The 24,669-nt window shown below is 45.2% G+C and carries 18 protein-coding genes; 13 read left to right on the top strand and 5 right to left on the bottom strand.

All coding sequences use genetic code 11. From position 1 onward, the window contains the following. Positions 1-318 precede the first annotated feature (318 nt). Complete coding sequence (locus CO692_RS03180) at positions 319-1,182, bottom strand: alpha/beta hydrolase (protein WP_096741532.1); 864 nt, start codon at positions 1,180-1,182, stop codon at positions 319-321. Positions 1,183-1,351: 169 nt separating this feature from the next. Here CO692_RS03180 and allC point away from each other — a divergent pair, with 169 nt between their 5' ends. The 7 genes from allC to arcC are packed head-to-tail and all read left to right on the top strand — an operon-like array spanning position 1,352 to position 9,320. Then, the gene (gene allC / locus CO692_RS03175; RefSeq protein WP_096741531.1) at positions 1,352-2,581 is read left to right on the top strand and encodes an allantoate deiminase; all 1,230 of its coding nucleotides are present in this window, start codon (positions 1,352-1,354) and stop codon (positions 2,579-2,581) included. A gap of 15 nt (positions 2,582-2,596) precedes the next feature. Next, entirely contained in the window at positions 2,597-3,382 is a 786-nt protein-coding gene (allE, locus tag CO692_RS03170; RefSeq protein ID WP_081117457.1) for a (S)-ureidoglycine aminohydrolase, read from the top strand. 13 nt (positions 3,383-3,395) lie between these two features. Continuing rightward, positions 3,396-4,472, top strand: coding sequence for an ureidoglycolate dehydrogenase (gene allD, locus CO692_RS03165; RefSeq protein ID WP_096741530.1), 1,077 nt, complete (start codon positions 3,396-3,398; stop codon positions 4,470-4,472). An 8-nt stretch (positions 4,473-4,480) separates the two neighbouring features. Further along, positions 4,481-6,235 (top strand): acyl-CoA synthetase FdrA, encoded by a 1,755-nt coding sequence (gene fdrA, locus CO692_RS03160; RefSeq protein ID WP_096741529.1) that lies wholly within the window; start codon positions 4,481-4,483, stop codon positions 6,233-6,235. Between the two features lie 12 nt (positions 6,236-6,247). Then, entirely contained in the window at positions 6,248-7,510 is a 1,263-nt protein-coding gene (locus CO692_RS03155) for a DUF1116 domain-containing protein (protein WP_096741528.1), read from the top strand. A gap of 38 nt (positions 7,511-7,548) precedes the next feature. Continuing rightward, the gene (locus tag CO692_RS03150; protein ID WP_096741527.1) at positions 7,549-8,412 is read left to right on the top strand and encodes a DUF2877 domain-containing protein; all 864 of its coding nucleotides are present in this window, start codon (positions 7,549-7,551) and stop codon (positions 8,410-8,412) included. Next, on the top strand, positions 8,385-9,320 hold the full coding sequence (gene arcC / locus CO692_RS03145) for a carbamate kinase (RefSeq protein ID WP_096741526.1): 936 nt from the start codon (positions 8,385-8,387) through the stop codon (positions 9,318-9,320). Before CO692_RS03150 ends, arcC begins: the two co-directional genes overlap by 28 nt. 30 nt (positions 9,321-9,350) lie before the next feature. On the opposite strand, the gene CO692_RS03140 is transcribed toward arcC, so the two are convergent. Next, entirely contained in the window at positions 9,351-10,982 is a 1,632-nt protein-coding gene (locus CO692_RS03140) for a PucR family transcriptional regulator (RefSeq protein ID WP_096741525.1), read from the bottom strand. A 130-nt stretch (positions 10,983-11,112) separates the two neighbouring features. Between CO692_RS03140 and CO692_RS03135 the strand changes: the two genes are divergently transcribed. The 4 genes from CO692_RS03135 (at position 11,113) to abc-f (ending at position 16,845) form a co-directional block, all read left to right on the top strand. Next, positions 11,113-12,327, top strand: a complete 1,215-nt coding sequence (locus CO692_RS03135; protein WP_096741524.1) for a pyridoxal-phosphate-dependent aminotransferase family protein — start codon at positions 11,113-11,115, stop codon at positions 12,325-12,327. Between the two features lie 151 nt (positions 12,328-12,478). Next, positions 12,479-13,729: an MFS transporter gene (locus CO692_RS03130; protein WP_081117449.1), complete on the top strand. Its 1,251-nt coding sequence runs from the start codon at positions 12,479-12,481 to the stop codon at positions 13,727-13,729. 18 nt (positions 13,730-13,747) lie between these two features. Next, the gene (locus CO692_RS03125; protein ID WP_096741523.1) at positions 13,748-15,016 is read left to right on the top strand and encodes a dicarboxylate/amino acid:cation symporter; all 1,269 of its coding nucleotides are present in this window, start codon (positions 13,748-13,750) and stop codon (positions 15,014-15,016) included. A 359-nt stretch (positions 15,017-15,375) separates the two neighbouring features. Continuing rightward, a complete protein-coding gene (abc-f, locus tag CO692_RS03120) occupies positions 15,376-16,845 on the top strand; it encodes a ribosomal protection-like ABC-F family protein (protein WP_096741522.1) in 1,470 nt (489 codons plus the stop codon). A gap of 156 nt (positions 16,846-17,001) precedes the next feature. On the opposite strand, the gene CO692_RS03115 is transcribed toward abc-f, so the two are convergent. The 3 genes from CO692_RS03115 to CO692_RS03105 all read right to left on the bottom strand — a co-directional run bounded on the left by CO692_RS03115 (position 17,002) and on the right by CO692_RS03105 (position 20,723). Next, complete coding sequence (locus CO692_RS03115) at positions 17,002-18,147, bottom strand: cation:proton antiporter (RefSeq protein WP_081117446.1); 1,146 nt, start codon at positions 18,145-18,147, stop codon at positions 17,002-17,004. A 204-nt stretch (positions 18,148-18,351) separates the two neighbouring features. Continuing rightward, complete coding sequence (locus CO692_RS03110; protein WP_096741521.1) at positions 18,352-19,149, bottom strand: alpha/beta hydrolase; 798 nt, start codon at positions 19,147-19,149, stop codon at positions 18,352-18,354. After that, positions 19,146-20,723 (bottom strand): PucR family transcriptional regulator, encoded by a 1,578-nt coding sequence (locus CO692_RS03105; RefSeq protein ID WP_077452862.1) that lies wholly within the window; start codon positions 20,721-20,723, stop codon positions 19,146-19,148. Before CO692_RS03105 ends, CO692_RS03110 begins: the two co-directional genes overlap by 4 nt. A 116-nt stretch (positions 20,724-20,839) precedes the next feature. Between CO692_RS03105 and fdrA (CO692_RS03100) the strand changes: the two genes are divergently transcribed. Together fdrA (CO692_RS03100) and CO692_RS03095 are read left to right on the top strand one after the other, a co-directional pair. Then, positions 20,840-23,848: a DUF1116 domain-containing protein gene (gene fdrA / locus CO692_RS03100; RefSeq protein ID WP_096741520.1), complete on the top strand. Its 3,009-nt coding sequence runs from the start codon at positions 20,840-20,842 to the stop codon at positions 23,846-23,848. Further along, entirely contained in the window at positions 23,838-24,659 is an 822-nt protein-coding gene (locus tag CO692_RS03095) for a DUF2877 domain-containing protein (protein ID WP_096741519.1), read from the top strand. The genes fdrA (CO692_RS03100) and CO692_RS03095 overlap by 11 nt, the downstream gene beginning before the upstream one ends. The last annotated feature ends 10 nt before the right edge of the window (positions 24,660-24,669 follow it).

The raw sequence follows: 24,669 nt of genomic DNA, 5'->3' as shown, positions 1-24,669 counted from the left end.
AAAGGTACGAAATCCGAAGAAATGAAAGATACTTCTGCAAGTTTCTCTTAACAACGATCTGCTAATCAGTTGCTATTTTAACAGCGCGATGATCCTTTCTTTTGAGAAGATCATCGCGCTGTTTTATTCTGAGGAATTCAATAAAATTGCGATGCAAAGCGTTAGATTTTTGAAGAAATCGTTGTGCCCAGATACTAGTAATCAAATCAAAAAAAGTGATCATTAGAGTTGGTTCTCTAATGGTCATTTTTTTTGCTGTACGCAAGATCACAGCGTACCGATCGCTTCAAAACCATCACCTATTAAGAGCTGAGCGTTTCAGAATTGGTTAGTCAGCCATCCAATCATCTCTTGATAGCAGTTATCAGCGATCGCATTTGGCGTCCGATCAAAGTCATGCTGATCTAAGTCGAGCCAAAGTGTTTTGGCACGGGAGACTTGTGCTGCGAAAGCTTCGGATGCGCTGAAGGGAACGTCTGGATCTTTTTTGCAATGAACGACAAAACATGGAGGAAAGTCTTGATAAGCGGCAGCAGGGATCGCCAAGGCTGCTAGCTGTTCCCGATTCCCTAAATAACGCTGCCAATTGCCGTATTGACGGGCGGAAAGGTACAAAGGGAATCGTTTTTCTAACGTGCCGTGGGTGATTGGTTGGCTTTCAATCATGGCTTCAGCGGCGAGTGGTGGGACTTTCGGAAATTGTGTGTAAAAGCGTGCGGGCTGCAAAAATTCTTTACAAAACAACTCTTGGTAACCGTAAAATCGGATCAAGCCCTTTTGCTCCGAGTGCTTTGTGCGTGCGGTCAGTAAGGTCGCTAAAAAACCGCCGGCGGAGCGACCGAACAAAACGTACTCATTTGTACCAACGCCGCTAAAGTGCCAGCCTTCTGCCAAAAACCACTCCACTGCCTTTTTGGCATGAAGGTAGATATCGTGTAGCGCTACTTCGGGAGCCAGTGGATAATCGAACAGGTAAAGGCTAACACCGGCAGCCAACAATTGGTGGACATAATCCTGCGGAAGGTCTTCCCGCTGACCATAGAGAAAGCCACCACCATGAAAATACAAAAGGCTGATCCGAGGCTGCGCTGCTTTTAGGATCGTCACTTCTAACGGCAAAGTGCCGTAGGTGTCAAATTGGATTTTTTCTGTTTGCGCAAAGGCATTTTTAGGATAAACCATTGTTTTTTTCCTTTCTCTTCTTCGATAGTATAAGGAAGAGTATAGGAGAAGGAAGCGGTTTAAAAAACAGCGTTATGACTAAAAATTGAAACGGTTTTGTCGAAAGTGAACAATGATGTCCCTCAGTAACACGCTTACAATAACCGTATAAATTAAAGGAGGCAGAACAATGGAGTTGAAAAAAGAAGTAGCGGCAATGATCGATGCATTATCTCAGATTGGGAGTGATCCAACTGGAGGAATGACTAGACTGCTTTATACCGATTCATGGAAAGAAGCGCAATCATTTGTAGAAAAACAATTAAAAGAAACTGGCTTAACGACGTCCTATGATGCAGTCGGCAATCTCTTCGGCAGAATGGAAGGCAGCCAGTATCCAGAAGAAACGATTCTTTCAGGGTCACATATCGATACCGTCGTCAACGGTGGCACATTAGACGGTCAATACGGGGTCGTTGCTGCTGCTTTAGCGATCAAGTATTTAAAAGAGACCTATGGGCAACCTTTACGCTCCTTGGAAGTCATCTCAATGGCAGAAGAAGAAGGCAGTCGTTTTCCAACCGTTTTTTGGGGAAGTAAAAACTTTGTCGGAGAGGCCAAAAAAGCCGATGTTGAAGCGATCGCAGATTTTGAAGGCAATAGCTTCGTGGCAGAGATGCAACGCCAAGGCTTTGATTTTCGCGACCCACAAGAACCGGTTCGATCAGACATTAAAGCCTTCGTGGAAATCCATATCGAACAAGGCAGTGTTTTAGAAAAAGAAAATTTGCAGATCGGTGTCGTCAATAGTATCGCTGGTCAAAAGCGCTACACCTTTGTCTTAAAAGGACAAGCCAATCATGCAGGAACCACACCGATGGGGTATCGCCAAGATGCTGTGTATGGTTTTGCCAAAATGTGTGCCGCAGTGATCGACCGTGGCTTAGAGCTTGGGGATCCATTAGTAGTGACATTCGGTAAAGTTGAGCCAAAACCGAATACGGTCAACGTGGTTCCTGGTGAAGTGTTGTTTACGATGGATTGTCGCCATACTGATGGGCAGCTATTGGATGCCTTTACTGCTGAAGCAGAACAGATCATTCAAACGATCGCCCAAGAGCATGACTTGACAGTGGAGATGGATCTATGGATGGATGAACGCCCTGTGCCGATGGACGATACGATCGTTGCCACGGTGGAACACGCGGTGAAGCAAACTGACAAACGCTACAAAGTCATGCATAGTGGGGCGGGGCATGATTCCCAAATCATTGCACCACATTTTCCAACGGCGATGCTGTTTGTACCAAGTATTGATGGGATTAGCCACAACCCAGCCGAAGCAACGACTATCGAAGATTTAACAGCTGGGGTAGAAGTTTTAGCAGCTTCCCTTTACGAGCTAGCATACAAAGAATAGAAAGCAGGGACACACATGGGATACAAAAATAATAACACGGGCTATTTAGATGGATTGCTGCAATCACGAGCAGTCATTAGAAAAAATAATTTTGCGATCTTGCCGCATGATGGGCTAGTGAATAATGTCATTCCAGGATTCGAAAACTGTGAATGTTCGATACTCGGCACACCAAAATTAGGGGCGTCTTTTGTCGATTACATCATTTCATTCAAAAAAGATGGCGCCAACCAATTGGGCTTCGGCGGTCCAGAGATCGAGAGTTTCTTGTATGTCATCTCGGGCAAACTGGAAGTAAGTGATGGCAAAGAAACCCATACATTGACGGACGGAGGCTATATCTATCTGCCTGCTGGAGAAAAACTGTATATGAAAAATCTCCAAGAAGAAGCGACAGAAGTGTTCTTGTATAAGAAGCGTTACCAACCGTTAGAAAATCACCAATCCTACAAAGTAGTGGGGAATCTTTCAGAGTTGACACCGATCCAATACGAAGGGATGGCAGACGTCTTGCTTTGGGATTTCTTACCGAAAGAGTTGGGCTTTGACATGAATATTCATATCCTTTCCTTTGAACCAGGGGCAAGTCATGGCTACATTGAGACCCACTATCAAGAACACGGGGCGTACTTACTGTCAGGTAAAGGGATGTATAACTTAGACAATGAGTGGTTCCCGGTGGAAAAAGGCGACTACATTTTCATGAGTGCCTATGTACAGCAAGCGGCCTATGGTGTTGGTCGTGACGAACCATTGACCTATATTTATTCCAAAGATTGCAACCGCGATCCGGAAATTTAAAGGAGTTTAGAAGATGGAAGAGACGGTTATTGTACAGTCACAAGAGTTACAGCAATTGATCCAAAAAAAATTAGCGGCTGCTGGTTTGTCTGAAGCGCACGCAGCCATCGTTGCAGAGCATTTGGTCTTTGCCGATGCCAGCGGGATCCACTCTCATGGGGCTGTACGGGTAGACTATTACGCAGAGCGGATCGCTAAAGGTGGAATGAATCGCACTCCACAGATCACGTTTGAAGAGACTGGGCCGAGCAGCGGGATCGTTCACGGTCAAAATGGCGCAGGGCAGGTCGTTGTATTAGAAGCGACAAAGCATGCCATTGAGATGGCCAAACGTTCTGGGATCGCGGCAGTTGGTGTACGGAAAACGAGTCATAGTGGGGCGCTATCCTATTATGTCAAAAAAGCTGCAGAAGCTGACTTGATTGCATTATCTATGTGCCAATCAGATTCAATGGTGGTTCCCTTTGGCGGCAAAGAAAATTATTTTGGTACCAATCCAATCGCATTTGCCGCACCACGAAAGCAGGGGGCACCGGTAGTCTTTGATATGGCAACGACGGTCCAAGCATGGGGCAAAATATTAGACGCTCGCTCCAAAAATAAAGAGATTCCTGCAACATGGGCCGTTGATGCCCATGGCAAGCCAACGACGAATCCGCATCATGTTCATGGGTTATTGCCAATCTCAGGACCAAAAGGCTTTGGGTTGATGATGATGGTGGATATCTTGTCTGGAATGCTTCTTGGGCTGCCTTTTGGCAAGCATGTTTCCTCTATGTACAACGATCTGACGAAAGGCCGCGACTTAGGGCAATTTATTTTGCTGATCGATCCGCAACGTTTTACAGATTTAGACACATTTAAAGAATCGGTGGAAACGATGATCGAAGAGCTGCACGATATACCGGCTGCTGAACAGTTCCAGCAAGTCTATTATCCAGGCGAGATCAATCAACTAACTTATGAAAAATATATGGCAGAAGGTATTCCTATCGAAAAGAACATTTATCGCTATCTCATTAGCGACACGGTTCATTTTGACCAGTATTCTGGGTCAGATGCCTTTGCACAGACAGGAACAGGAGAGTGAGGAGACCCATGTTACACACTATTATTCAAAAAAACAATTACCAAGATTCCATTGTTTTAATGCTTTTGACCAATCGTTTACTGACGATCGAAGGGATCAACAACGCTTCGGTCATGATGGGTACACCTGCCAATAAGGATATCTTCAAGACGGGTGGCCTTTATACTGAGGAGATGAGCAATGCGACATCCAACGATATGGTACTCGTTTTAGACATTGAAGGGGAAGAAATCATCGAAACAGTCCTGTCAGAAATCGATGCCTTCTTATCGGACCAAAGCAATAGCGCAGGGGAAGAAACTCAAAGCGTCAAAACTTGGGAAAAAGCCTTAGATCTTGGAAAAGATGCGAAGGTCGCTGTCTTATCGATTCCTGGTACTATGGCAGCACCAGAAATTGAAACCGCATTAGCAGCGGGCAAACATGTTTTTTGTTTCAGTGATAACGTTTCATTGGAAGAGGAAGTTCGGCTAAAGAAACTGGCTCATGAACAAGGACTTCTTTTAATGGGACCAGATTGTGGCACAGGGATTCTCAATGGGATACCAGTAGCCTTCACGAATGCCGTTCGTAAAGGGAAAATCGGTGTTGTCGGCGCTTCGGGTACGGGCATCCAAGAAGTCACCACCATCATTCATAAATTGGGTGCCGGTGTGACACAAGCCATCGGAACCGGTGGACGAGATCTCAAAGAAGAAGTCGGTGGGATCACCATGAAAGACAGCATTCTTGCCTTGGAACATGATCCTGATACGGAGGTGATCGTGGTGATCTCCAAACCACCTGCACCACGTGTCCGCGATGAAGTATTGGCATTATTAAGAAGAGGAACAAAACCTGCAGTCACGATTTTTCTGGGGGAAGAGCCAACGGATCACGAAGAAAATCTTTACCGAGCTTACACGCTGGAAGAAGCGGCTCAATTAGCCGTGCAGCTGCTACGTCAAGAACAGATTGGATTAGAGCCAGTAAAAGAGGAAACGGCAGCTGCCGCTTTTGGCCCTGAACAGCAAAAAATCAAAGCTTACTATTCTGGCGGAACATTGGCGTACGAAGCGGCGATGCTAGTCAAAGCAGGATTAAATCTAGAACAAGAAGATGCCCATCAGGAAGGGTACATCTTAAAAGCAGCTGGCCATGAGATCATCGATTTAGGTGATGACATCTATACGCAAGGCAAGCCCCATCCGATGATCGACCCAACAAAGCGGATCGAACTGTTGAAACAAGCGGGAGAAGATCCTGAAACGGCAGTGATTTTGTTAGATATCGTTTTAGGGTACGGCTCTCATCAAGATATGGCGAGTGAATTGGCACCGACCATCAAATCGTTGAAGGAAGCAGCACAAGCAGCTGGCCGAGAGTTAGCGGTGATCGCTACGATCGTCGGAACTGATTTAGACCCCCAAGACAGTAACGAGCAAGCAGAGATTTTAACAGCAGCTGGCGTGATTTTGTGTCAAAGCAATGCCCAAGCAGTCAAACAAGCTTTAGCATTACTCGGTCACCCCTTTTCACCAATTAATCGTAAGCTGTTGCCAAAAGCAGTGACAACTGCCGATGCATTGCCAGAGCCATCTGAAAAGAGCCGCGAATTGTTGGCGAATGACGCATTCATCAATGTAGGATTGCGTAGCTTTGCGGAAGCAATCCAGACGCATCACGGTCAAGTCGTTCAATATGACTGGCAGCCAATTGCTGGTGGAAACGTAACGTTACAAAAAGCCTTACGTTTCTTAGCACAAGTGTCACTATCAGAGTAGGAGGAAGTTATCGTGTACGAAACTATTGAAGAAGCAAACCAAGCCGTTATTGCCAAAATCGTTGCGGGTTCGCCTTTTTTGCTGGATGTCGTTCCAGCAGTCAGTGTCATTCCAGAGTTAGGTGAAGGAAAAGTCCTATTGCATGCAGGACCACCGATCCGCTACGATCAGATGATCGATCCGATTCAAGGTGCTTGTGTTGGTGCGGGGCTTTTTGAAGGCTGGGGCGAAACGGAAGAAGAGGTACGCCATTTATTAGCATCTGGGGAAGTTCAACTGATTCCTTGTCACCACGTGCAAGCGGTTGGCCCAATGGGGGGCATCACCTCTGCCAATATGCCAGTGCTCGTGGTAGAAAACAAAACCGATGGCAACCGAGCGTATTGTACGATGAACGAAGGGATTGGGGCAGTTTTACGTTTTGGCGCCTATTCTCAAGAAGTCATTGATCGCTTGCATTGGATGAAAAATACGTTAGCACCAGTTTTAAGTGCTGCACTACAAATAAAACCCGATGGCTTGAACATCAATGTCTTAGTCGCAAAAGCAATCGCCATGGGGGATGAGTTCCATCAACGGAATATCGCTGCTTCGTTGGCGTTCTTAAAAGAAGTAGCACCAGCGATCGTTACTCTGGAAGGATTTGAAAAAGAAAAACCAGAAGTCATTCAGTTTCTAGCAGACACGGATCAGTTTTTCTTGAATATCATGATGGCTTCTTCAAAAGCGGTGCTTGATGGCGCCCGAACGATTGAAGAAGGAACGGTTGTGACAGCAATGTGTCGCAACGGGCATGAATTCGGTATCCGTATTTCTGGCATGGGGGACGAGTGGTTTACTGGTCCTGTCAATACACCAAAAGGGCTCTATTTCTCAGGATTCAGTGAAGAAGATGCCTCTCCAGATATGGGCGACAGTGCCATTACGGAAACCTTTGGTGTCGGGGGAATGGCAATGATTGCTGCCCCAGCTGTGACACGCTTCGTTGGTTCCGGCGGATTTCACGATGCGTTGAAAACCAGCAATGAGATGTTAGAGATCTCCATTGATACCAATCCGAATTTTCCCGTTCCTACATGGGACTTCAAAGGGATCTGTTTAGGGATCGATGCTCGTAAAGTCGTGGAAACAGGGATCTTACCGGTGATCAATACAGGGATCGCCAACAAACAAGCTGGACGGGGACAAATTGGTGCCGGGACAGTGACACCACCAATGGATTGCTTTGAAAAAGCTGTCTTGGCTTATGCGAAAAAATTAGGATTTGAAGAATAAATCAGGAACTGAAAACGTGAAAAAGGAGCAACCTAGCGATGATACAGGCAAAATGGATCGAACAAGCTTTATTTGAACCCGCATTTATCAATGGCAACTGGATCGTTCACAGTGTGTTTCAGCATAGTTTCAATCTACAAGATCCTCGTCAGGATCAGCTGATCTGTGTCTCCAAACAAGCGCCTCGCGTGCCCAAAGGGATGATTTTAGCTGCCGACGATTATGCAGCGTTGGCGACAGGCTTAGTTGCTGGTACCGCTCTTTTGGTTCAGCAACGGGTGATCCATTTTCCGCATCATCGTCTGTCTTTTCAAAAGGCAGCCAAATTTACAACCACCTTTCCAGCTGGCACAGTCCCATTTGATCGAGAACTGTTTTGGTCAACCCTCCAAAGCGTCACGGAAAAGACGGGAATTCAAAAAGCTGTTTCAGAAACCATCCGCAGCAATCATCCGTTTTACGACGCAATCGATCAGCTATGCACGCCTTCATTTAAGGAACAACGGCAAGCAGTCGCTTATTTAGTCGGACGGGGTGTCGGATTGACCCCCACAGGCGATGATATGCTAGTTGGTCATTTACTGGCTCGCCGAGTGATGGGGCAAGAAGATACCCGCTTGGTGGCTTATCTACAAAGAAGGCTGTTGACAGTCAATGATTTAACGACTGACGTCAGTAAACATTATCTTCTGCATGCACTGACAGGCGCATTCAATCAATCGGCATTATCCTTGACCAGGTGTACCGATTCAGCGGCTTTTTCCCAAGTAATCAAAGAGATACTAGCGATCGGTCATACCTCGGGGGCCGACTTTTTGGCAGGGTTTGCTCGCAGTATCGATCAATTTCAAAACAATAGAAATGAGGAATTCATATGGCAAAACGAGTGGTCATCGCTCTAGGGGGCAATGCAATTTTAAAACCGAATCAATCAGCGACCGTTGAGACACAGCTTGCAAATATCCAGTTAAGTGCGGAACAGATCGCTAAAATCGAGAAGCTTGACCATCAAATCGTCGTGACGCACGGCAATGGTCCGCAAGTCGGCAATATTTTACGACAAAATGAAGAAGCCAAAGAAGTCGTGCCGCCTTTTCCACTGGATGTCTGCAATGCAGAGTCACAAGGCTTTATCGGGTATTTAATGGAGCAAAGCATCAAAAATAAAATCGAGCAAGAAGAACTGACCAGCAATGTCGTGACCTTATTGACCCAAGTGGAAGTGGCAGCGGATGATCCCGCGTTTGAAAAGCCAACGAAGCCGATCGGCTTGTTCTACTCAGAAGAAGAAGCAAAAAAGATGGCTGAGGAAAAACATTGGGTGATGGAAGAAGATGCTGGACGTGGGTACCGTCGCGTCGTGCCATCTCCACAACCTGTGACGATCCACGGCGTGGAATCAATGGTTCATTTATTGAATCAAAATACCATCGTGATTGCTGGTGGCGGCGGTGGGATTCCAGTCGTAAAACAAGCGGAAGGCTTGAAAGGGATCGAAGCAGTCATCGATAAAGATCGAACTGGGAAAAAAATGGCAGAACAAGTGGATGCCGATGTATTTATGATGCTGACCGACGTCAACAACGTTTATATCAATTATGGAACACCGAAACAAGAAAAATTAACGGGCTTATCCGTAAGTGAAGCGCAAGCATATTTTGATGCGGGGCATTTTGCAGAAGGTAGTATGGGGCCGAAAATGGAAGCGGCGATTGCGTTTGCCAAACAAGGAAAGACAGCAATCATCTGCTCATTGGAAGAAGCGGACTTAGCATTGTTAGGTGAAGCAGGCACAAGGATCGCTGGGTAAAACCAGCGATCCAACTGCTTGATTCGCCTATTAGTCGCCCTCTTCGGACAGCTCAAGGGCTAAACGCAGATCCAGGCTGATGCTAGGATCATGCACGTTTTTTCCTAGTAGCTTTTGACACTGTTCGATGCGGTATTTGATCGTGTTGCGATGAACGAACAAGGCTTTGGCGGTGCGGGTGATCTCACATTGATAATCCAAGTAAGCCCGTAAGGTTTTGCGCAATTCGATGGTGGCATCTTCTTGCGGAAACGCCAATTCTTTAAGAATCGTACGGCAGAAATAATGGATATCTTCAGGGCTCATTTTTTCAAATAGACTCCGCATTCCCCGTTGATGGTAGAAAGAGACGATGGACGAATCATGTTGGCCTCTTCGTTCTTCATAAGCAGTCTTTGCTTCGATGTAGGAGCTGGCTAAATCATTGATACTTTCACAGACACTCCCTACACCAAAGGCCATTCGAAATGGCAACCGACTGGTCAAAGCATTGGCGGTCTCGATCAAATGGTCTTCTAAGGCATCACACTTGTGCTGCACGAAAATCGCAAAGTGATTGCTGCCCTTTAAGCGAAAGAGACAAACATCTTTGATGCGATAAGGTAGTTGTTCACTAAACCACTGATAGACCAGGTCACTTTCTTCTTTTAGGTATTTGTCTTTGCCTTTGGTTTCTTTGGTTGGTTCACAGGCACCATAGATGACACGATAATGGCGGGCTTTGACTAACCCGTAAGTCTTTCCGAGATCTAACCAATCTTTTTGTTCCTGTTTGGAAGATTGCTGGTATTCGATCATCCGTGTTAAAAAGTCACTTTTTAAATCTTCAAAAGATTCTTGCACTTTTTGGTTCTTGTAGAGCATAAACGACAATACCAATGCTGCTTGTTCCAGCGCAAAATCCGAGACAGGATAAGGAATTGCCTCAGGATTCAAAATGACTAAATAATGGGGGAAATAAGTGGAGGTTTCAATGGCATAATAAGAAATTTGTGACGTTTTTTCATGAAGATCTTTGATAGGGATCGCCCCGCTTTTTTCACCAGTAAAAACCCCTTTCGTTTGTCCTAATTGATGGATGTAGTACTCCGCGGGTTTTGACATGCGGGTGAAATGCTTGGAGTGGGCAATCACTTGTTTGAAAGGATTCAACAAAATGATCGGTGTATTGACCATTTGGCCAAAATCAGCGATAAAGCGAGCGATGCTGACATCCTTCATCAAGGAAGCAGAGAACCGTTTTTGGATGTCTAATGCATAACTCAGCTGCTCGGTTTTGGTGTTCCATAGTAAATTCAAAAGCTGGTGCATCAAACGACCCAGCGGCATCGTGGCAGGTACTTCTACGATGGGGAAACCTAAACTATCGGCGTAGGCGATGACTTCAGGATCGATGACATCCAAAAAACGACCGATCTTGATGCCTAATCCAGCGGCATTTTTGGCTACGAGAGAATCGATCAGTTCTAGAAGCGCTCCTTGATTATCTTTATAAACCATCGCCGTGCTTAAGATAAAGGTATGCTCAGGAATATAGTGGGCGATATCGGGGGTCTCAGTGATTTCGATACTGTCGACGGGAATTTCTGCGGTAATGGGATCTGTCAACAAACGCAAATTGGAAAAGCGTGGTGTAGCAAGCAATTCAGCAACTAACTTCATAGAGAAACTCCTTTTGGAAGTGAACAAAATAAACAAAAACATGTCCTTTTTTAGCTTTATTGTACAACAAACTTGGAAACGTTGACAAGGCGTTGGACAGTGAAATCAAAAAGAGAAATGAGGGAAAAAGATGTATAAAGAGTTAACGATCGCACAACGTACGATCATGACACCTGGGCCTGTAGAAGCCCATCCAGCTGTTCTACAAGCAATGACCAATCGTATTTTGGGGCAGTTTGATCCGAATTTTTTGGCGATCATGGATGAGGTCAAAGAAATGATCAAACAACCGTTTGGAACCAAAAACAAAGAGGCATTTGCCATTGACGGGACTTCCCGAGCTGGTTTAGAAGCGGCGCTGATCGCTTTGATCGAACCAGGAGACAAAGTCTTGATCCCAGCCTATGGGCGCTTTGCTTTCTTACTGGGAGAAATCTGTGAACGTGCTCAAGCACAAGTCAAATATGTAGAAAAAGAGTGGACGGCTCCTTTTGCACCCCTAGAGGTCATCAAAGAAATCGACGCATTTCAACCCAAGATCGTGGCGATGGTCCACGGGGAAACCGCCAACGGGCAAATGCAGCCGTTAGCAGAAATCGGGCAGTATTGTCGCGCAAAAGATATTTTCTTTGTCGTTGACATGGTGGCGACTTATGGTGGCGTGGCCCTGTCAGTCGATGATTGGTGTGTCGATTTGGCAATTGCGGGTACACAGAAGTGTTTAAGCGTGCCGTCTGGTCTTTCATTAGTGACCTACAACGAGCGAGTCGAAGCCGTCCTTAATGCCCGTTACCAAAAAGAATTAGGCTTGAGTAAAACGGATCGAAACAAGCGGCACATTATGAGCAATTACCTGGATTTGAGTCAACTGCAACGCTACTGGAACACAGAGCGAATCAACCATCACACAGAAGCGACGAGTATGATCTATGCGCTTCATGAAGGATTACGGATGTTGCTAAACGAAGGCCTTGATGCAGCCTATCAACGTCATTTGACGAATGAAGGCGCGTTGGTCGCTGGACTGGAGGCGATGGGGCTTTCGATTTATGGCGAAAAAGCAACCAAAATGCCGACAGTTACCCCCATCTTTATTCCAGAAGGGGTTGATGGCGAAGCTGTCCGAGAAGAGATGCTTCACTCCTTTGGTGTAGAGATCGCTAGTTCATTTGGTGATCTAAAAGGAAAAATCTGGCGGATTGGAAATATGGGTTACAGCAGCCGCAAAGAAAATATTTTACATGTCCTAGCCGCGTTAGAAGGGGCACTATTGTACCAGCAAGCACCAATTTCTGCCGGCAAAGCGCTCATCGCTGCGTTAAATTACTACCAAAAAACGACTTAAAATTTTAGCACAAATGCACAACGACTGAAAGCGCTTTGTGAAAAATGACAAATGCAATCGTCGGCAAAAAAACGTACACTAAGACTATCTTAAAGCGCTTTCGTTGGCGTGCTTCACAAACTTTACTTGTGTAACTGATGGAGGGAAAAAAATGGAAATCAATAAAGAACGTGGTGGGCTTGCCTACTGGAAACAAATTATTATCTTAATGTGTTCAGGCTGGGTCACTATCTGGATTTATCGTGCTGCGTTATCACCGGTCTATCCGCAAATCAATGAGTCACTTGGCGGCAATATTTCTGATACAGCATTAGGATCGATCGCCAGCTTTTACTTTTTCGGCTATGTGATCATGCAGATCCCTGCCGGCTTTTTAGTGGATAAGATTGGGAAGAAAACAGTTCTGCTTCCGGGATTTGTGGTATTTGCACTGGCAGCTTTACTGATTTCACAAGCCTCTTCAATCACCATGATCTATACCGGTAGCTTTTTAGCAGGGATCGGCTGTGGGTCTTTTTACGGCTCCGCGTATTCTTTGACCTCACAGAACATTCCGAAAGAAAAGAAGAGCTTCTCAACAGCGATCGTCAATAGTGGTTCTGCCGTTGGTTCAGGGTTTGGGATGATCTTATCAAGCTTTATCGTTATTCAGATGAACATGCCTTGGCAAACAATGATGTATTTATCCGCTTTCTTGATCGTTTGTATGACGATCGCTTTCGCATTGGTGATCCGCAGCAACAAAGAAGACGTAGCTTTCTTGGAGAGTCAAGCAGCAGCTGAAGAAGAAACAACGGATCAGCCGAAAGAAAAAGTTTCCCTTTCGACCTTGTTCTCCCTGCGGATGCTCTTTACCTATGTGTTATATTTTGCGACGTGTTATGCCTACTATATGACGGTTACTTGGCTACCAAACTTCTTAGGAACAGAACGAGGCTTCCAAGGAGTCGCAATCGGCTTCTCTTCTTCATTGGTGGCATTTGCTTCCATTCCCGGGGCCTTGTTCTTTAGCCGCTTGGCAGACAAATACATGCATAAAAAAGTTACCTTTATCGTTATTTTAGAAGTATTGGCGGCGTTGATGTTATTAGTAACGGTGCAAGCGACAAATTCGACCTTCTTAATGATCGCGTTGATCTTGTACGGGTTCCTTGGAAAATTAGCAGTTGAACCAATCATCATTTCTTGGCTAGGGGAAAATGCACCCAAAGTTGGGGTCGGTACGACATTAGGGGTCTTCAACTTTTTCGGCATGATGTCTTCCGTTATCGCACCAACGTTGACTGGATCGATCTCGGATGCAACAGGGTCAAAAGTAATGGGCTTTTATATCGCAATTATTTTGTTGATCGGTGGTACATTCTTATTCTTGACTGTAAACTCTAAGAAAACAGCCAAGTAGAAAAGTGAGGAACAACAGATGAAAAAACGATCCTTAAAAATCAGTTTGACCAACCAAATCATGATTGCAACGGTATTGGGGATTTTTTGGGGCGTTTCCTTTCCCGGTTTAGGTGATCAAATGCAGCTAGTCGGGGACTTCTTCTTGCGACTGATTCAAATGTCTGTGGTCGTGTTGGTCATGGGCTCGGTGATTGAAGCGGTGGGGGGACTTGATCCAAAAGAATTAGGTGGTATCGGCGGGAAAGTCTTCCTCTGGTTTACCGGTTCGACCCTTGTCGCCGCTATTTTCGGTCTCTTATTCGCCTTGATCCTCAAGCCCGGCGCAGGCCTTGATCAGTCCCTGCTGCAAAGTACAGAAACGGCATTAAGTACCAGCAGCATGGAAGAAGTCATCTTAAACTTTGTTCCACTGAACATTATTCAAGCCATGGTGGAGCAGAATATGATCCAAGTGATTATTTTTTCGCTCTTCTTTGGCCTTGCCTTGAGCTTGATCAAGCATGAAAAAAAGAATCAGCTGTTTCTAGATATGATCAGCAGTTTTAATCATATTTTGATAAAAATGGTCAGCATGATCATGAAGTTGGCGCCGATTGGGATTTTCGGCCTTGTTGCTTCCTTAGTAGAAGATACCGGTATTCGTGTTTTGGGAATGTTAGCCAGTTTTTTATTGACGTTAGCAGCAGCATCTTTGCTCTTTTTGTTTCTTTGGTTTCTCTTGACGTCGCTCTATTGCAAAGTTTCCTTGTTTCGTTTGATAAAGAACATGTGGCGCCTCTCGGTGATTTCCTTTACGACCACCTCTTCTGCTGTTTCATTGCCGTTTCAAATCGAAGATGGCAAAGAACGATTTGGGATCAGTGATCGAATCAATAAGCTCGTGATGCCTCTGGGCATGACCTTAAATAGCAATGGGCTCTCCTTATTTTTAGCCCTGGCAATCGTAACCGTTGCTCAGGCGTACCAGATCCAATTAAGCTTGGGGGATCTTTTGCAAGTGGTCTTGTTGTCCTCGTTGGCATGCTTGGGAACGATCGTCGTTCCAGGCGGCGGATTAGTCACACTGGCTACGGTTTTACCTATGTTAGGACTGCCTAATGAAAGCATCGCCTTACTGGCAGGGATCGATTGGTTTTCTGGGATGTTTCGGACCCTTTTGAATGTGGATCCTGACGTCACGGTGGCGTTGATCGTTGCTCATGATGAAGGAGAACTGGATCGTGCAGTCTTCAATGGTGAAAAAGCCCCGGTCAAATTAGCAGAAAAAATCACCGATGGCGTATAAGACCAATCATTCTTGTGATGAAACTTTACTCTTTTTTGAAAACGTGCTACGATTGATTCGTTGATAGACTAAAGAAGCTTCCTGAAATACCGTAAACGGTAAACAGTAGCGACTGATTTTCAGCTCGTCATTCAACAGATAAATACGACAAAAAGAGGAGGAAAAAACATGACAGCATCGATGAAATTGTGGATTGACCTTTTGAATAGCTAATTTAAATCTATTTCAAAAGTCTAGGCAATCGTGATTTCAAGGGATGAGTGTCCTCTTTTTTCCAATTTCTTATTAAAATCAGGGTATAGCGGTAGGCTATGGCCTTTTTTTGTTCTTGCGTTTTCCTAGACGGGAAGGACAGACTGATGGAACAATTAAGTGTAAAAATAAACAATCTAATCAAAAATTATGGGTCCAAAGAAGTACTGAACATTGAAGAACTGAGCGCCTATCAAACAGATCGAATCGGGATCGTGGGCGCAAATGGGCAAGGCAAGTCCAGCTTGCTGAAATTGATTGCGGGAGTGATCGATCCTGATTCAGGAACGATCCAAAGAGAAAATTCGTTTCACTATTTCCCGCAAATCGCTGAGGTGACTGAAAAGACGGAGGCTCTTGACTGGGCGCTGTTTGGTCGTTTTTCGATCCCAACGAATGAATTGGCGACACTAAGTGGCGGGGAGGAGACCAAATACCGGTTGGCACAAATGTTATCTTCCTATCAATTAGGACTTTTGCTCGATGAGCCAACGACCCATTTAGACCAGCAAGGAATTCAAGTCTTGATTGAGGAATTGCAGTATTATTATGGCACCCTGATCGTGGTCAGTCATGATCGGTACCTATTGAATCAGCTGGCAACGAAAATCTGGGAAGTCGATCAAGGCAAAGTCATCGAGTATTCTGGCAATTATGACAGTTACCGACAGCAAAAAGAGCAAGCGACACAGCGTGTTGCCTGGGAGGCGGCACAGTATCAGCAACAAAAGCAGCAGTTGACTCAAGCAATCCAAAAGAAAAAAGAACAAGTGATCAAGAGCAGTCGCATTTCTGAAAAAAAGCGGCAGCAAAACATCCGACCAGACCGTTTGTCGTCATCAAAACAAAAGGACACGGTGCAAAAGTCATTGCAAAAAACAGTCAAAGCCATGGAAAGCCGCTTGGATCAGTTGGAAGAAGTGAAGGGTGTCGCCCAGCAGCAGGTGATTCGTTTTCCAGTAGTCCCTGCAGTGGAACTGCATAATAAACGACCGATTCGTGGGGAGCAAGTAACCATTCAAAGAGGGACGAAATGTTTGATAGACAGCAGCAGTTTCCAGTTTGCTGCCGGGAAGAAAATCGCTATCGTGGGTCCGAACGGTTCGGGGAAGTCGACTTTACTAAAAGAAATCATCGCAGGTGGAGAGGGAATCTATTTATCACCGAAAATCGTCTTTGCGATATACGAGCAAATGGGCTATCGAAAAAACAGCACCACACCACTTTTGACGGAATTGATGGCTCAAACAGACTATCAGGAACCACTGGTCCGCAGTATTTTACACAATCTAGGATTTAGCCAGAATGAAGTGATGAAGCCAGTCAATGTGCTAAGCGGCGGAGAAGCGACACGGGTCGAGCTCGCACGCATCTTTACTCAAGCTGCCAATGTCTTGATTCTTGATGAACCGACGAACTTTATTGATCTGCCGACAATCACCGTCTTGGAACAATTGATTCGCAGCTATCGTAGCATGGTTTTGTTCACTTCTCACGATCAAGCGTTTATTGATGCTGTCGCGGATGACGTGTATCAAATCGATCATGGGAAATTAACATTGGTTTCCAGTAACTAGCAGCATTGTCGCTTTTATACCTGTATAGAGAAAAACAGCGCGGGAAAGGAAATGACCGCCCAACGTTCGATCAAAAAATCGGCCGTTGAGCGGTCACTACAAAACCCGCACTGTTTTTTTGCACTAATCGGTATCGCCTAGCTGTTGCTACATCGCTTAATAAATCTTTTTCGTAAAGTATTTTAAGATCAGTGGAGAGATCAAGGTGCTCAATAAGACAACGATCACCAAAGGGGAATACAATGTGGACGAAATCAATTGGTTTTGTTGACCAATCTGCAAAATGATCAATGCCATTTCACCTCGGGAAATCATTCCAGCTCCCACCATCCAAGCACTGTTGTTCGAGAATTTCGCGATTTTCGCCCCGACATAGCCGCCGACCAGTTTGGTCAAGATCGCGACCACGGTAAAGGCAAGAATAAAGAATAATTGCTCATTTAAGCGGGAAAAATCAACTTCTAAGCCAACGCTGACAAAGAACACCGGAATGAAGACGGCATAACCTAATGCTTCGACACTGTGTTCCACTTCCTCACGAACCTTCGTTTGACTGACAGCGATCCCTGCGAAGAAGGCACCAATGACAGAGCTTAACCCAACAAGGTCAGCAAGATACGCCATTCCTAAGCAGATGATCAGTGACATGATGATCACCGCGGAATTTGCAAATAGCTTTTCTGCAAGTGCCAATAAGAACGGAGCGATCCATTTCACCAATAGAAAAATCAACACAAAATAAATCAGTTCTACCAATAAGGTGACCGGCAGTGGTGTTGCTTGGCTGCTTTCGCCGCCTAAAAAGGAAAGGCTAAGACTCAAAACCAACACGACCAAAATATCATCCACGACGGAAGCACCAAGAATCGTCGAACCTTCTTTCGTGTTCACCACATTCAACTCTTTCAATACTTCGACAGAAATACTGACTGAGGTGGCAGCTAATACGATCCCGAAAAAGAACGCTTCTGTGGGACTGCTTTGAAAACCGACTCCTGTGGCATACCCGAAGAGCATCGGGAACACGATCCCCAAAAGGGCAACGAGCATTCCTGGACGAAAATAGCGTTTCAATAAAGAAATATCACTTTCCAGTCCCGCTAAAAACATCAGCAAAATAACACCAATCTCTGAAAAATCATGAACCAGAATATCTGGATGGACCCAATTGAGTCCTGCGCCTCCTAATAAAACCCCCGCTAGCAACTGCCCGATGACAGCAGGAACGCCCATCCGTCTCGCCAGATGCGAGAAGAGGGTCGTCGTGATTAGGATCAAACACAAAATCCCGACAAAATGCATAAAACCTCATCCTTCTTTCCTATAACATACTCCCTTTTAGTATAGCATTCTCTCTTGAATTGAGCCTGTATCAAGCCTTTTTTTAATAAAAGAGTTTCATTAAACCGCACGTTTTTTGAGATGAGGAGGAAGCGAAGGCAATTAGAATTATTCTGCGCAATCATTAAAATAAAAAAACATTATTTTCACTTTACTTGTAACAAATTATTGTTCGAGCCAATGGGCAAGCTGCTGAAAGACCATTTGGACTTGCGGCTCCTCGACGTTTTTCAAAAAGTCGTGGGGCAAATCATAGACAGGGACAAATTTACTTTTAGGCACTTTCTTCAAGCCTTTGCTGTAACGAAAAGGTACTTCCTCATCGGTACTGCTAGCACTGCTGAAAATTGGAGGAAATTGTGAAAGCAGCTCAGGATCAATGGCATAGTCAGAAAGATCCTCAGCTGTTAGCCCATAGATCGTGGCGAGTTCTTGCTGTTGGACCCAATAAACATAAGGCAAATAGCGCTGAAACTGCGGATCATCCCAAACGATCTCGGTTTGATCCAAAGGAGGGACTTGCTCTTTGCTTAAGAGCGGCTGCTGCAAGACTCGTTTGTTTTCGATAAAAGAAAGATCGGTGTACCCATAAAAGTTGACCAGTTTTTCAGGTAATCTCTGTTGTTCCTTCAGTACTTGCTGGGTCAGCGCCAGCATCAAATACCCACCGGCTGACCGACCGCAGAAACAAAATGGGCGATCTTTAAGCACAGTTGCTTGCAATTCTTGAAAGTTCTGCCAGTTCATTGCTAAAATCTCCGCTAACGAGGAATTAGGTGCCAGCAAATAATCGACTGTGAGGACGCTGTATTGCTGCTCTTGAAATAGTGCGATCAGTGATGCGGGAATGTCTTGGCGGGTTCCATAAACAAAACCGCCACCGTGAAAATAAACCAGGTATTTCTCAGAAGCAGGATAAAGGGTCACCGAAGCGCCGGTGGTCAAATGCCATTCTTTTTTCATTTTGCTTGACTCCTTTTCTGAAGCTCTAATAAATAGGTGCCGATCTCGTAATTGACTAATTGGATCGGACTTGTTAGATCGATCTCTAGTAGCTGTTCAATTTTGCTTAGCCGGTAGCGAATCGTTTTGGCATGAAGAAACAAGGTTTCAGCCGTATTTTTGTAATTGCGATTCGTGATAAAAAAGGTATACAGCGTTTTGAACAGCTCTTCATTTTCTTCCGAGAGTTGATACAGCTTCGGGGGAATGCTTTGCTGCAGCTTTTCCAGTTGGTTCTCCTTGATAAAGGAACTAAAGATACCTAAGTCGCTATAGGCAATGATCGGCGCCAAATAAAACTGCCGATTGAAGCGGATCGCATCCAAACACTCTGGCAGGATCTCTTTGATCTGTTCCTTGCGCAAGACTTCGCTGACCACCAAGCAGCCATGTTCATCGGCTAACAGGGCATCATCAAAATGTGTCTGCAGCATCTGTTTCGTCACCTGATGGGCGATCGATTGGAAATTATAGAGGATCACCAAATAATTGTGGTGTTCAAAAAAGACGTGGGGTGTTTTCAACGCCCGTAGCTTGTGCAAAACGACGGACTTACGCTCCTTATCTTTAAAGCTGTTGGAAGCAAAGGCAATGCCTTGGTAGAAATCGTAGCGATCCAGTTGCGCTTCTTCTAACAAAAGATCCAGCTCAGCCAAATTGCTAGGAGTGTTTTGCAAGATCGCATCGGCAAGATTGTTCATGCGATTGTAGCGCTCTTTCTTCAACAAATACTCCATTTGGAGGCGTTCATAGATGACGTCGATCACATTTTCAATAATCATGACTTTTGCCTCAGGGATCTGCGAATCTTTCTGATAAACGATCAAGGTACATAAATCATTGTAAGGATTGATGATCTCTACTTTGATGGCAGTCACATATTGATTGTTCTCATGAGAAAATAATTCCAAATATTCGTAGTGGTTCTTGGTAAACTCAACGGTTTTCATGGGTTCTTGTTTGGTCACCACGAAATTCTTAAAGGATTGACCGACGGACACATGCACATCTAAATGGGGGATGCGCAACGAACAAGGCTTTTCGATCAATTGATAGAACTCCTGCATGATCTGATCGAAAGAAGAGTGGTTGCGCTCGACTTTCATGAAGCGCTGGCGAACTTCGTAATAGGTACGCAGCAGCTGGGTTTGGTGATTCAGCAATGGTTCGTAAACCGCTAGCATGATGGCTTCATAGCTGACTTCTTGCTGCACTTTGATCAAAGGGATCTGATAAGCAAAGCTAAGCTCGATCACCCAATCTGGAATCATAGGGATCAAGCGATCCACTTTGATCACTAAACCGCTGACGCCGATTTGCTGCATTTTTTCAAAAAAAACACGCAGTTCCTCAGGTGATTGGTCTTTGAAGGCATAAAAAGAAGTCAAAATCAATTGATGGGCTTTGCTCCATTTCTCGATATCCATCGCTTCCAGCACCATAACGGAACCGACGGAATTTGTTAAACCAATGGAGCCAGTCAGGACTTTACTTTTTTCAAAAAGCGGCAGTTCAACCAATTCTTTTAATTTCATAAAATGCTCCTTTTTTCTCTTTTGGATAAAAAGTATAGCATTTTTTTAGAACTTTATCCAATGAAAACGCAAACAAGGCTCGTTAGAATGAGAGTATAAGAAAAGGAGGAGAACAAATGCTGCACACAGTAATCTTAAAGAATAACTACCAAGATTCCATTAACTTAATGCTGCTGACGAATACGATCAATGATCTAGGCGATGTCGAAATGAGTCAAATCATGATGGGGACGGATGCAAACAAAGATATATTAAATAACACTGGCTTGCTTTCTAAAGAGGCAGAAGGTGCTTCGCCCAACGATATGATGATCGTGGTCGATAGCCAAAACGAACAAATCATGGATCAAGTTATGCCAGCGATCGATTCATTTTTAGCTGATCTTTCAGCAAAAGATCAAGGCAAAGAAACGCCAGCGGCGGCTTCATGGCAAGAAGCCTTCAGCGCAATGCCGGATGCCAATGTTGCATTATTTAGTATTCCTGGGGAATATGGCGCAGCCGAGATGGAAAAAGCGCTAAAAAATGACTTGCATGTTTTCTCGTTTACGGACAATGTCGCTATCGAAGATGAAGTGCGTTTGAAAAAGCTGGCTCATGAAAAAGGCTTATTGATGATGGGGCCTGACTGTGGGACTGGTATTATTTCTAGCATTCCGATTGCCTTCACGAATGTCGTGGCACCAGGAAACATCGGCGTCGTTGGTGCCTCTGGTACGGGGATTCAAGAAGTGACGACGATCATTGACCGATTAGGCGGTGGTGTCGTTCATGCCATCGGGACCGGCGGACGTGACTTAAGCGACAAAGTTGGGGCGATCACTGTCAAAGATGCCATCGTTGCTTTAGAAAATCATGAACCGACAGATGTGATTTGCGTGATCTCGAAACCACCTGCAAAAGAAGTGCGGGATGAAGTCGTTCAATTGCTGCAAAGTATCAGCAAACCTGTGGTAGCGATTTTCTTAGGAGAAAAACCAGAAGCCCATGAAGGAAAAGTCTATTTGGCACATACTCTGGAAGAAACAGCGCGCATCGCTGTTGATCTTGCCAATGAAGAACCCGTCAAAGCGAACTATTTTGAACGCGTGAAAACCCCAGATGTGCCCAAACTCGCTGAAGATAAAGTGGTCAAAGGTCTTTATTCTGGCGGTACATTAGCTGCCGAAGCAGGAATGCTGATCTCCGAATCCTTGAATCTAGAAGGCCTTGTAAAACAAGAAGGCTATATCTTGCATTCCCACGGCTATGATGTGATCGACCTTGGTGATGATATCTATACCCAAGGCAAACCGCACCCAATGATCGATCCTGAAGTGCGCATCAAAAAAATCGAAGACTATGCGCAAGATGAGCAAACCGGGGTCATTTTATTTGATGTGGTGTTAGGTTACGGCGCACATGCAGATATGGTAGGTGCACTGTTACCAGCCATCGAAGCTGCACAGCAAACAGCCCAAGCAGCTGATCGCGCGCTGTACTTTGTTGCTACCGTCTGCGGAACTGAAAAAGATCCGCAAAACTATCAAGAAGCAGTCAACCGTTTGAAAGCAGCTGGCGTCTATGTGGCACCAAGCAATGCTCAAGCAGTGCAATTAGCCCTCGCCTTAAAAGGGGCGACTCTTTCTGAAGCAGACAAAGCGGTCAATGACTATGCTGGTAGCAAAGTTGAGGTGCCGACAGTTAGCGAGAAAGTGATGGAGCTGTTGACCACCAAACCACGGATCATCAATGTTGGCTTGCAAAGCTTCAATGAATCGATCCTGCAATATGGCGGGAAAACAGAACAATTCAACTGGCGTCCTCGTGCCAACGGCAACAAGAAAATGATCCGCATTTTAGACGCGTTAGAAGAATTTGACGAAAAAATCACAGCTGAAAACCAAGCAGTGACGGATAAAATCAAAAATGCCCAACCATTCTTGATCGATGTCGTTCCAGCTAAATCAGTGATCGCTGAATTAAACGAAAGCCAGAAAACCTTGCTGCATGCAGGACCACCGATCCAATGGTCGGAAATGACGGGACCGATGCAAGGATCTTGTATCGGCGCTGCCTTGTTTGAACGCTGGGCGAAGGATGAAGACGAAGCCCGCCGCTTACTCGAAAGTGGGGAAGTCCGCTTTATGCCATGTCACCATGTCCAGGCAGTTGGACCAATGGGCGGGATCACTTCTGGGAATATGCCTGTCTTTGTGGTTGAAAACCGCCTTGTCGGCAACAAAGCCTACTGTATTTTGAACGAAGGGATCGGTAAAGTCTTACGATTTGGTGCCTATTCACAAGAAGTCATCGATCGTTTGGATTGGATCAAAGACGTCTTAGGACCAGCCATTGCCAAGGCATTACAATTAACAGAAGAAGGCATCAACTTGAATGTATTAATTGCCCGGTCGATCACAATGGGGGATGAATTCCATCAACGTAATATTGCAGCATCATTGAACTTCTTGAAAGAGATCGCACCGTTGATCATCCAAACAGAGATCGATGAAAAGCAAAAATATGAAGTGATCAAGTTCTTAGCAGATACCGATCAGTTCTTCTTGAATATCATGATGGCAACCGGCAAAGCCATCGTTGACGGTGCCCGTGTCGATGCCAAAGGAACGATCGTGACCACCATGACGAGAAATGGCGTCAATTTTGGAGTTCGTGTCGCCCAAACAGAAGACCAATGGCATACTGCACCAGTCAATACGCCGAAAGGTTTGTACTTTACTGGGTTTACCGAAGCAGATGGCAATCCTGATATTGGGGATAGTGCCATTACTGAAACCGTCGGCGTCGGAGCAATGGCGATGGTAGCTGCACCAGGGGTAACACGCTTTGTCGGCGCTGGTGGCTTTGAAGATGCGCTAGAAACTTCCAATGAAATGGCAAAAATCTGTTTCGGTCATAATCCGACCTTCTCGATCCCAACATGGGACTTCCAAGGGACTTGTTTGGGGATCGACATCCGTAAAGTCGTTGAAACAGGCATCACCCCAATCATCAATACCGGGATCGCCCATAAAGAAGCAGGTGTCGGCCAAGTCGGTGCAGGGACTGTGCGCGCACCGTTAGGCTGTTTTGAAAATGCCTTGACGGCTTATGCGAAGGATCTGGGGATCGATGTTGACTGAGAAAATCAAAATCAGTGATTATCTAGACCCATTGCGACGATTCGGTCGTAACGGACGGGTGCATAGCGTGTTTGATCGTTCATTCAATGTGATGATCGGGCAGCAGCTGGTTAACATCAACAATTATCACAACTATTTGACTGGCTTCGGTATCTTTTTACCAGATGCATTGTTTGAACAAGTCCTGCCTTTGATCGAGGTCGGCAATCGCGTGCAAGTCCGAGAGCATGGTCTGACCTTTTACAGCACAAAAGGAACATTTTCTCTGTCATTAGAGGAAAAAGAATTGGTTTCGCTGCAGGTGAAGGAGCTATCCTTCACCTCTGCGGAATTGCAGCTTTTGAAAGAAATCCTGCATCAACAAAAACTAGAAACCAAGATTGGGTTGTCCGAAGATGAGAAAACCCAAGCAGTGTTTGCGGCATTGCGGCAGCCTGTCTCAGATTGGGAACCAATCATTGCTCACCTGATTGGCCGCGGCAAAGGATTGACACCTAGCGGCGATGATCTTTTAGTTGCCTATCAAGCGATGCTCTATGCCTTGCAGCAGCCGGAAGCTGACGCGTTAGCGCAAGCATTGGCAAAACCGTTGTCTACGACGGATGTCAGCCTTGCTTATATTCAAAGTGCCAGTCAAGGGTATGTCAATTCTCTGATGCTGCAATTATTCAAAGACTTAAAAAAGCAAAACCCACAGGTGATTGAAAAAGATGTGCAGCAGTTGATGTCCGTTGGTCATTCGTCAGGCAAAGATCTTAGTTTTGGGTTGTTGTTAGCGTTGGAGTCATTGTCACTTGAGGAAAAAGAATAGAAATGGGGAG

It is taken from the genome of Enterococcus sp. FDAARGOS_375 (assembly GCF_002393265.1).
Lineage (GTDB): Bacteria > Bacillota > Bacilli > Lactobacillales > Enterococcaceae > Enterococcus_D > Enterococcus_D innesii.
The sequence above is the reverse complement of the archived record's forward strand: the minus strand, read 5'-3'. Positions and strand labels throughout refer to the sequence as shown.

Bases quoted from the DNA above. Each gene is read 5' to 3' on its own strand.
- fdrA (WP_096741529.1), top strand. From the start codon at position 4,481: ATGTTACACACTATTATTCAAAAAAACAATTACCAAGATTCCATTGTT.
- fdrA (WP_096741520.1), top strand. From the start codon at position 20,840: ATGCTGCACACAGTAATCTTAAAGAATAACTACCAAGATTCCATTAAC.
- CO692_RS03150 (WP_096741527.1), top strand. From the start codon at position 7,549: ATGATACAGGCAAAATGGATCGAACAAGCTTTATTTGAACCCGCATTT.
- allC (WP_096741531.1), top strand. From the start codon at position 1,352: ATGGAGTTGAAAAAAGAAGTAGCGGCAATGATCGATGCATTATCTCAG.
- CO692_RS03110 (WP_096741521.1), bottom strand. From the start codon at position 19,149: ATGAAAAAAGAATGGCATTTGACCACCGGCGCTTCGGTGACCCTTTAT.
- CO692_RS03125 (WP_096741523.1), top strand. From the start codon at position 13,748: ATGAAAAAACGATCCTTAAAAATCAGTTTGACCAACCAAATCATGATT.
- arcC (WP_096741526.1), top strand. From the start codon at position 8,385: ATGGCAAAACGAGTGGTCATCGCTCTAGGGGGCAATGCAATTTTAAAA.
- CO692_RS03095 (WP_096741519.1), top strand. From the start codon at position 23,838: ATGTTGACTGAGAAAATCAAAATCAGTGATTATCTAGACCCATTGCGA.
- CO692_RS03140 (WP_096741525.1), bottom strand. From the start codon at position 10,982: ATGAAGTTAGTTGCTGAATTGCTTGCTACACCACGCTTTTCCAATTTG.
- CO692_RS03180 (WP_096741532.1), bottom strand. From the start codon at position 1,182: ATGGTTTATCCTAAAAATGCCTTTGCGCAAACAGAAAAAATCCAATTT.
- CO692_RS03135 (WP_096741524.1), top strand. From the start codon at position 11,113: ATGTATAAAGAGTTAACGATCGCACAACGTACGATCATGACACCTGGG.
- allE (WP_081117457.1), top strand. From the start codon at position 2,597: ATGGGATACAAAAATAATAACACGGGCTATTTAGATGGATTGCTGCAA.
- abc-f (WP_096741522.1), top strand. From the start codon at position 15,376: ATGGAACAATTAAGTGTAAAAATAAACAATCTAATCAAAAATTATGGG.
- CO692_RS03130 (WP_081117449.1), top strand. From the start codon at position 12,479: ATGGAAATCAATAAAGAACGTGGTGGGCTTGCCTACTGGAAACAAATT.
- CO692_RS03115 (WP_081117446.1), bottom strand. From the start codon at position 18,147: ATGCATTTTGTCGGGATTTTGTGTTTGATCCTAATCACGACGACCCTC.
- CO692_RS03105 (WP_077452862.1), bottom strand. From the start codon at position 20,723: ATGAAATTAAAAGAATTGGTTGAACTGCCGCTTTTTGAAAAAAGTAAA.
- allD (WP_096741530.1), top strand. From the start codon at position 3,396: ATGGAAGAGACGGTTATTGTACAGTCACAAGAGTTACAGCAATTGATC.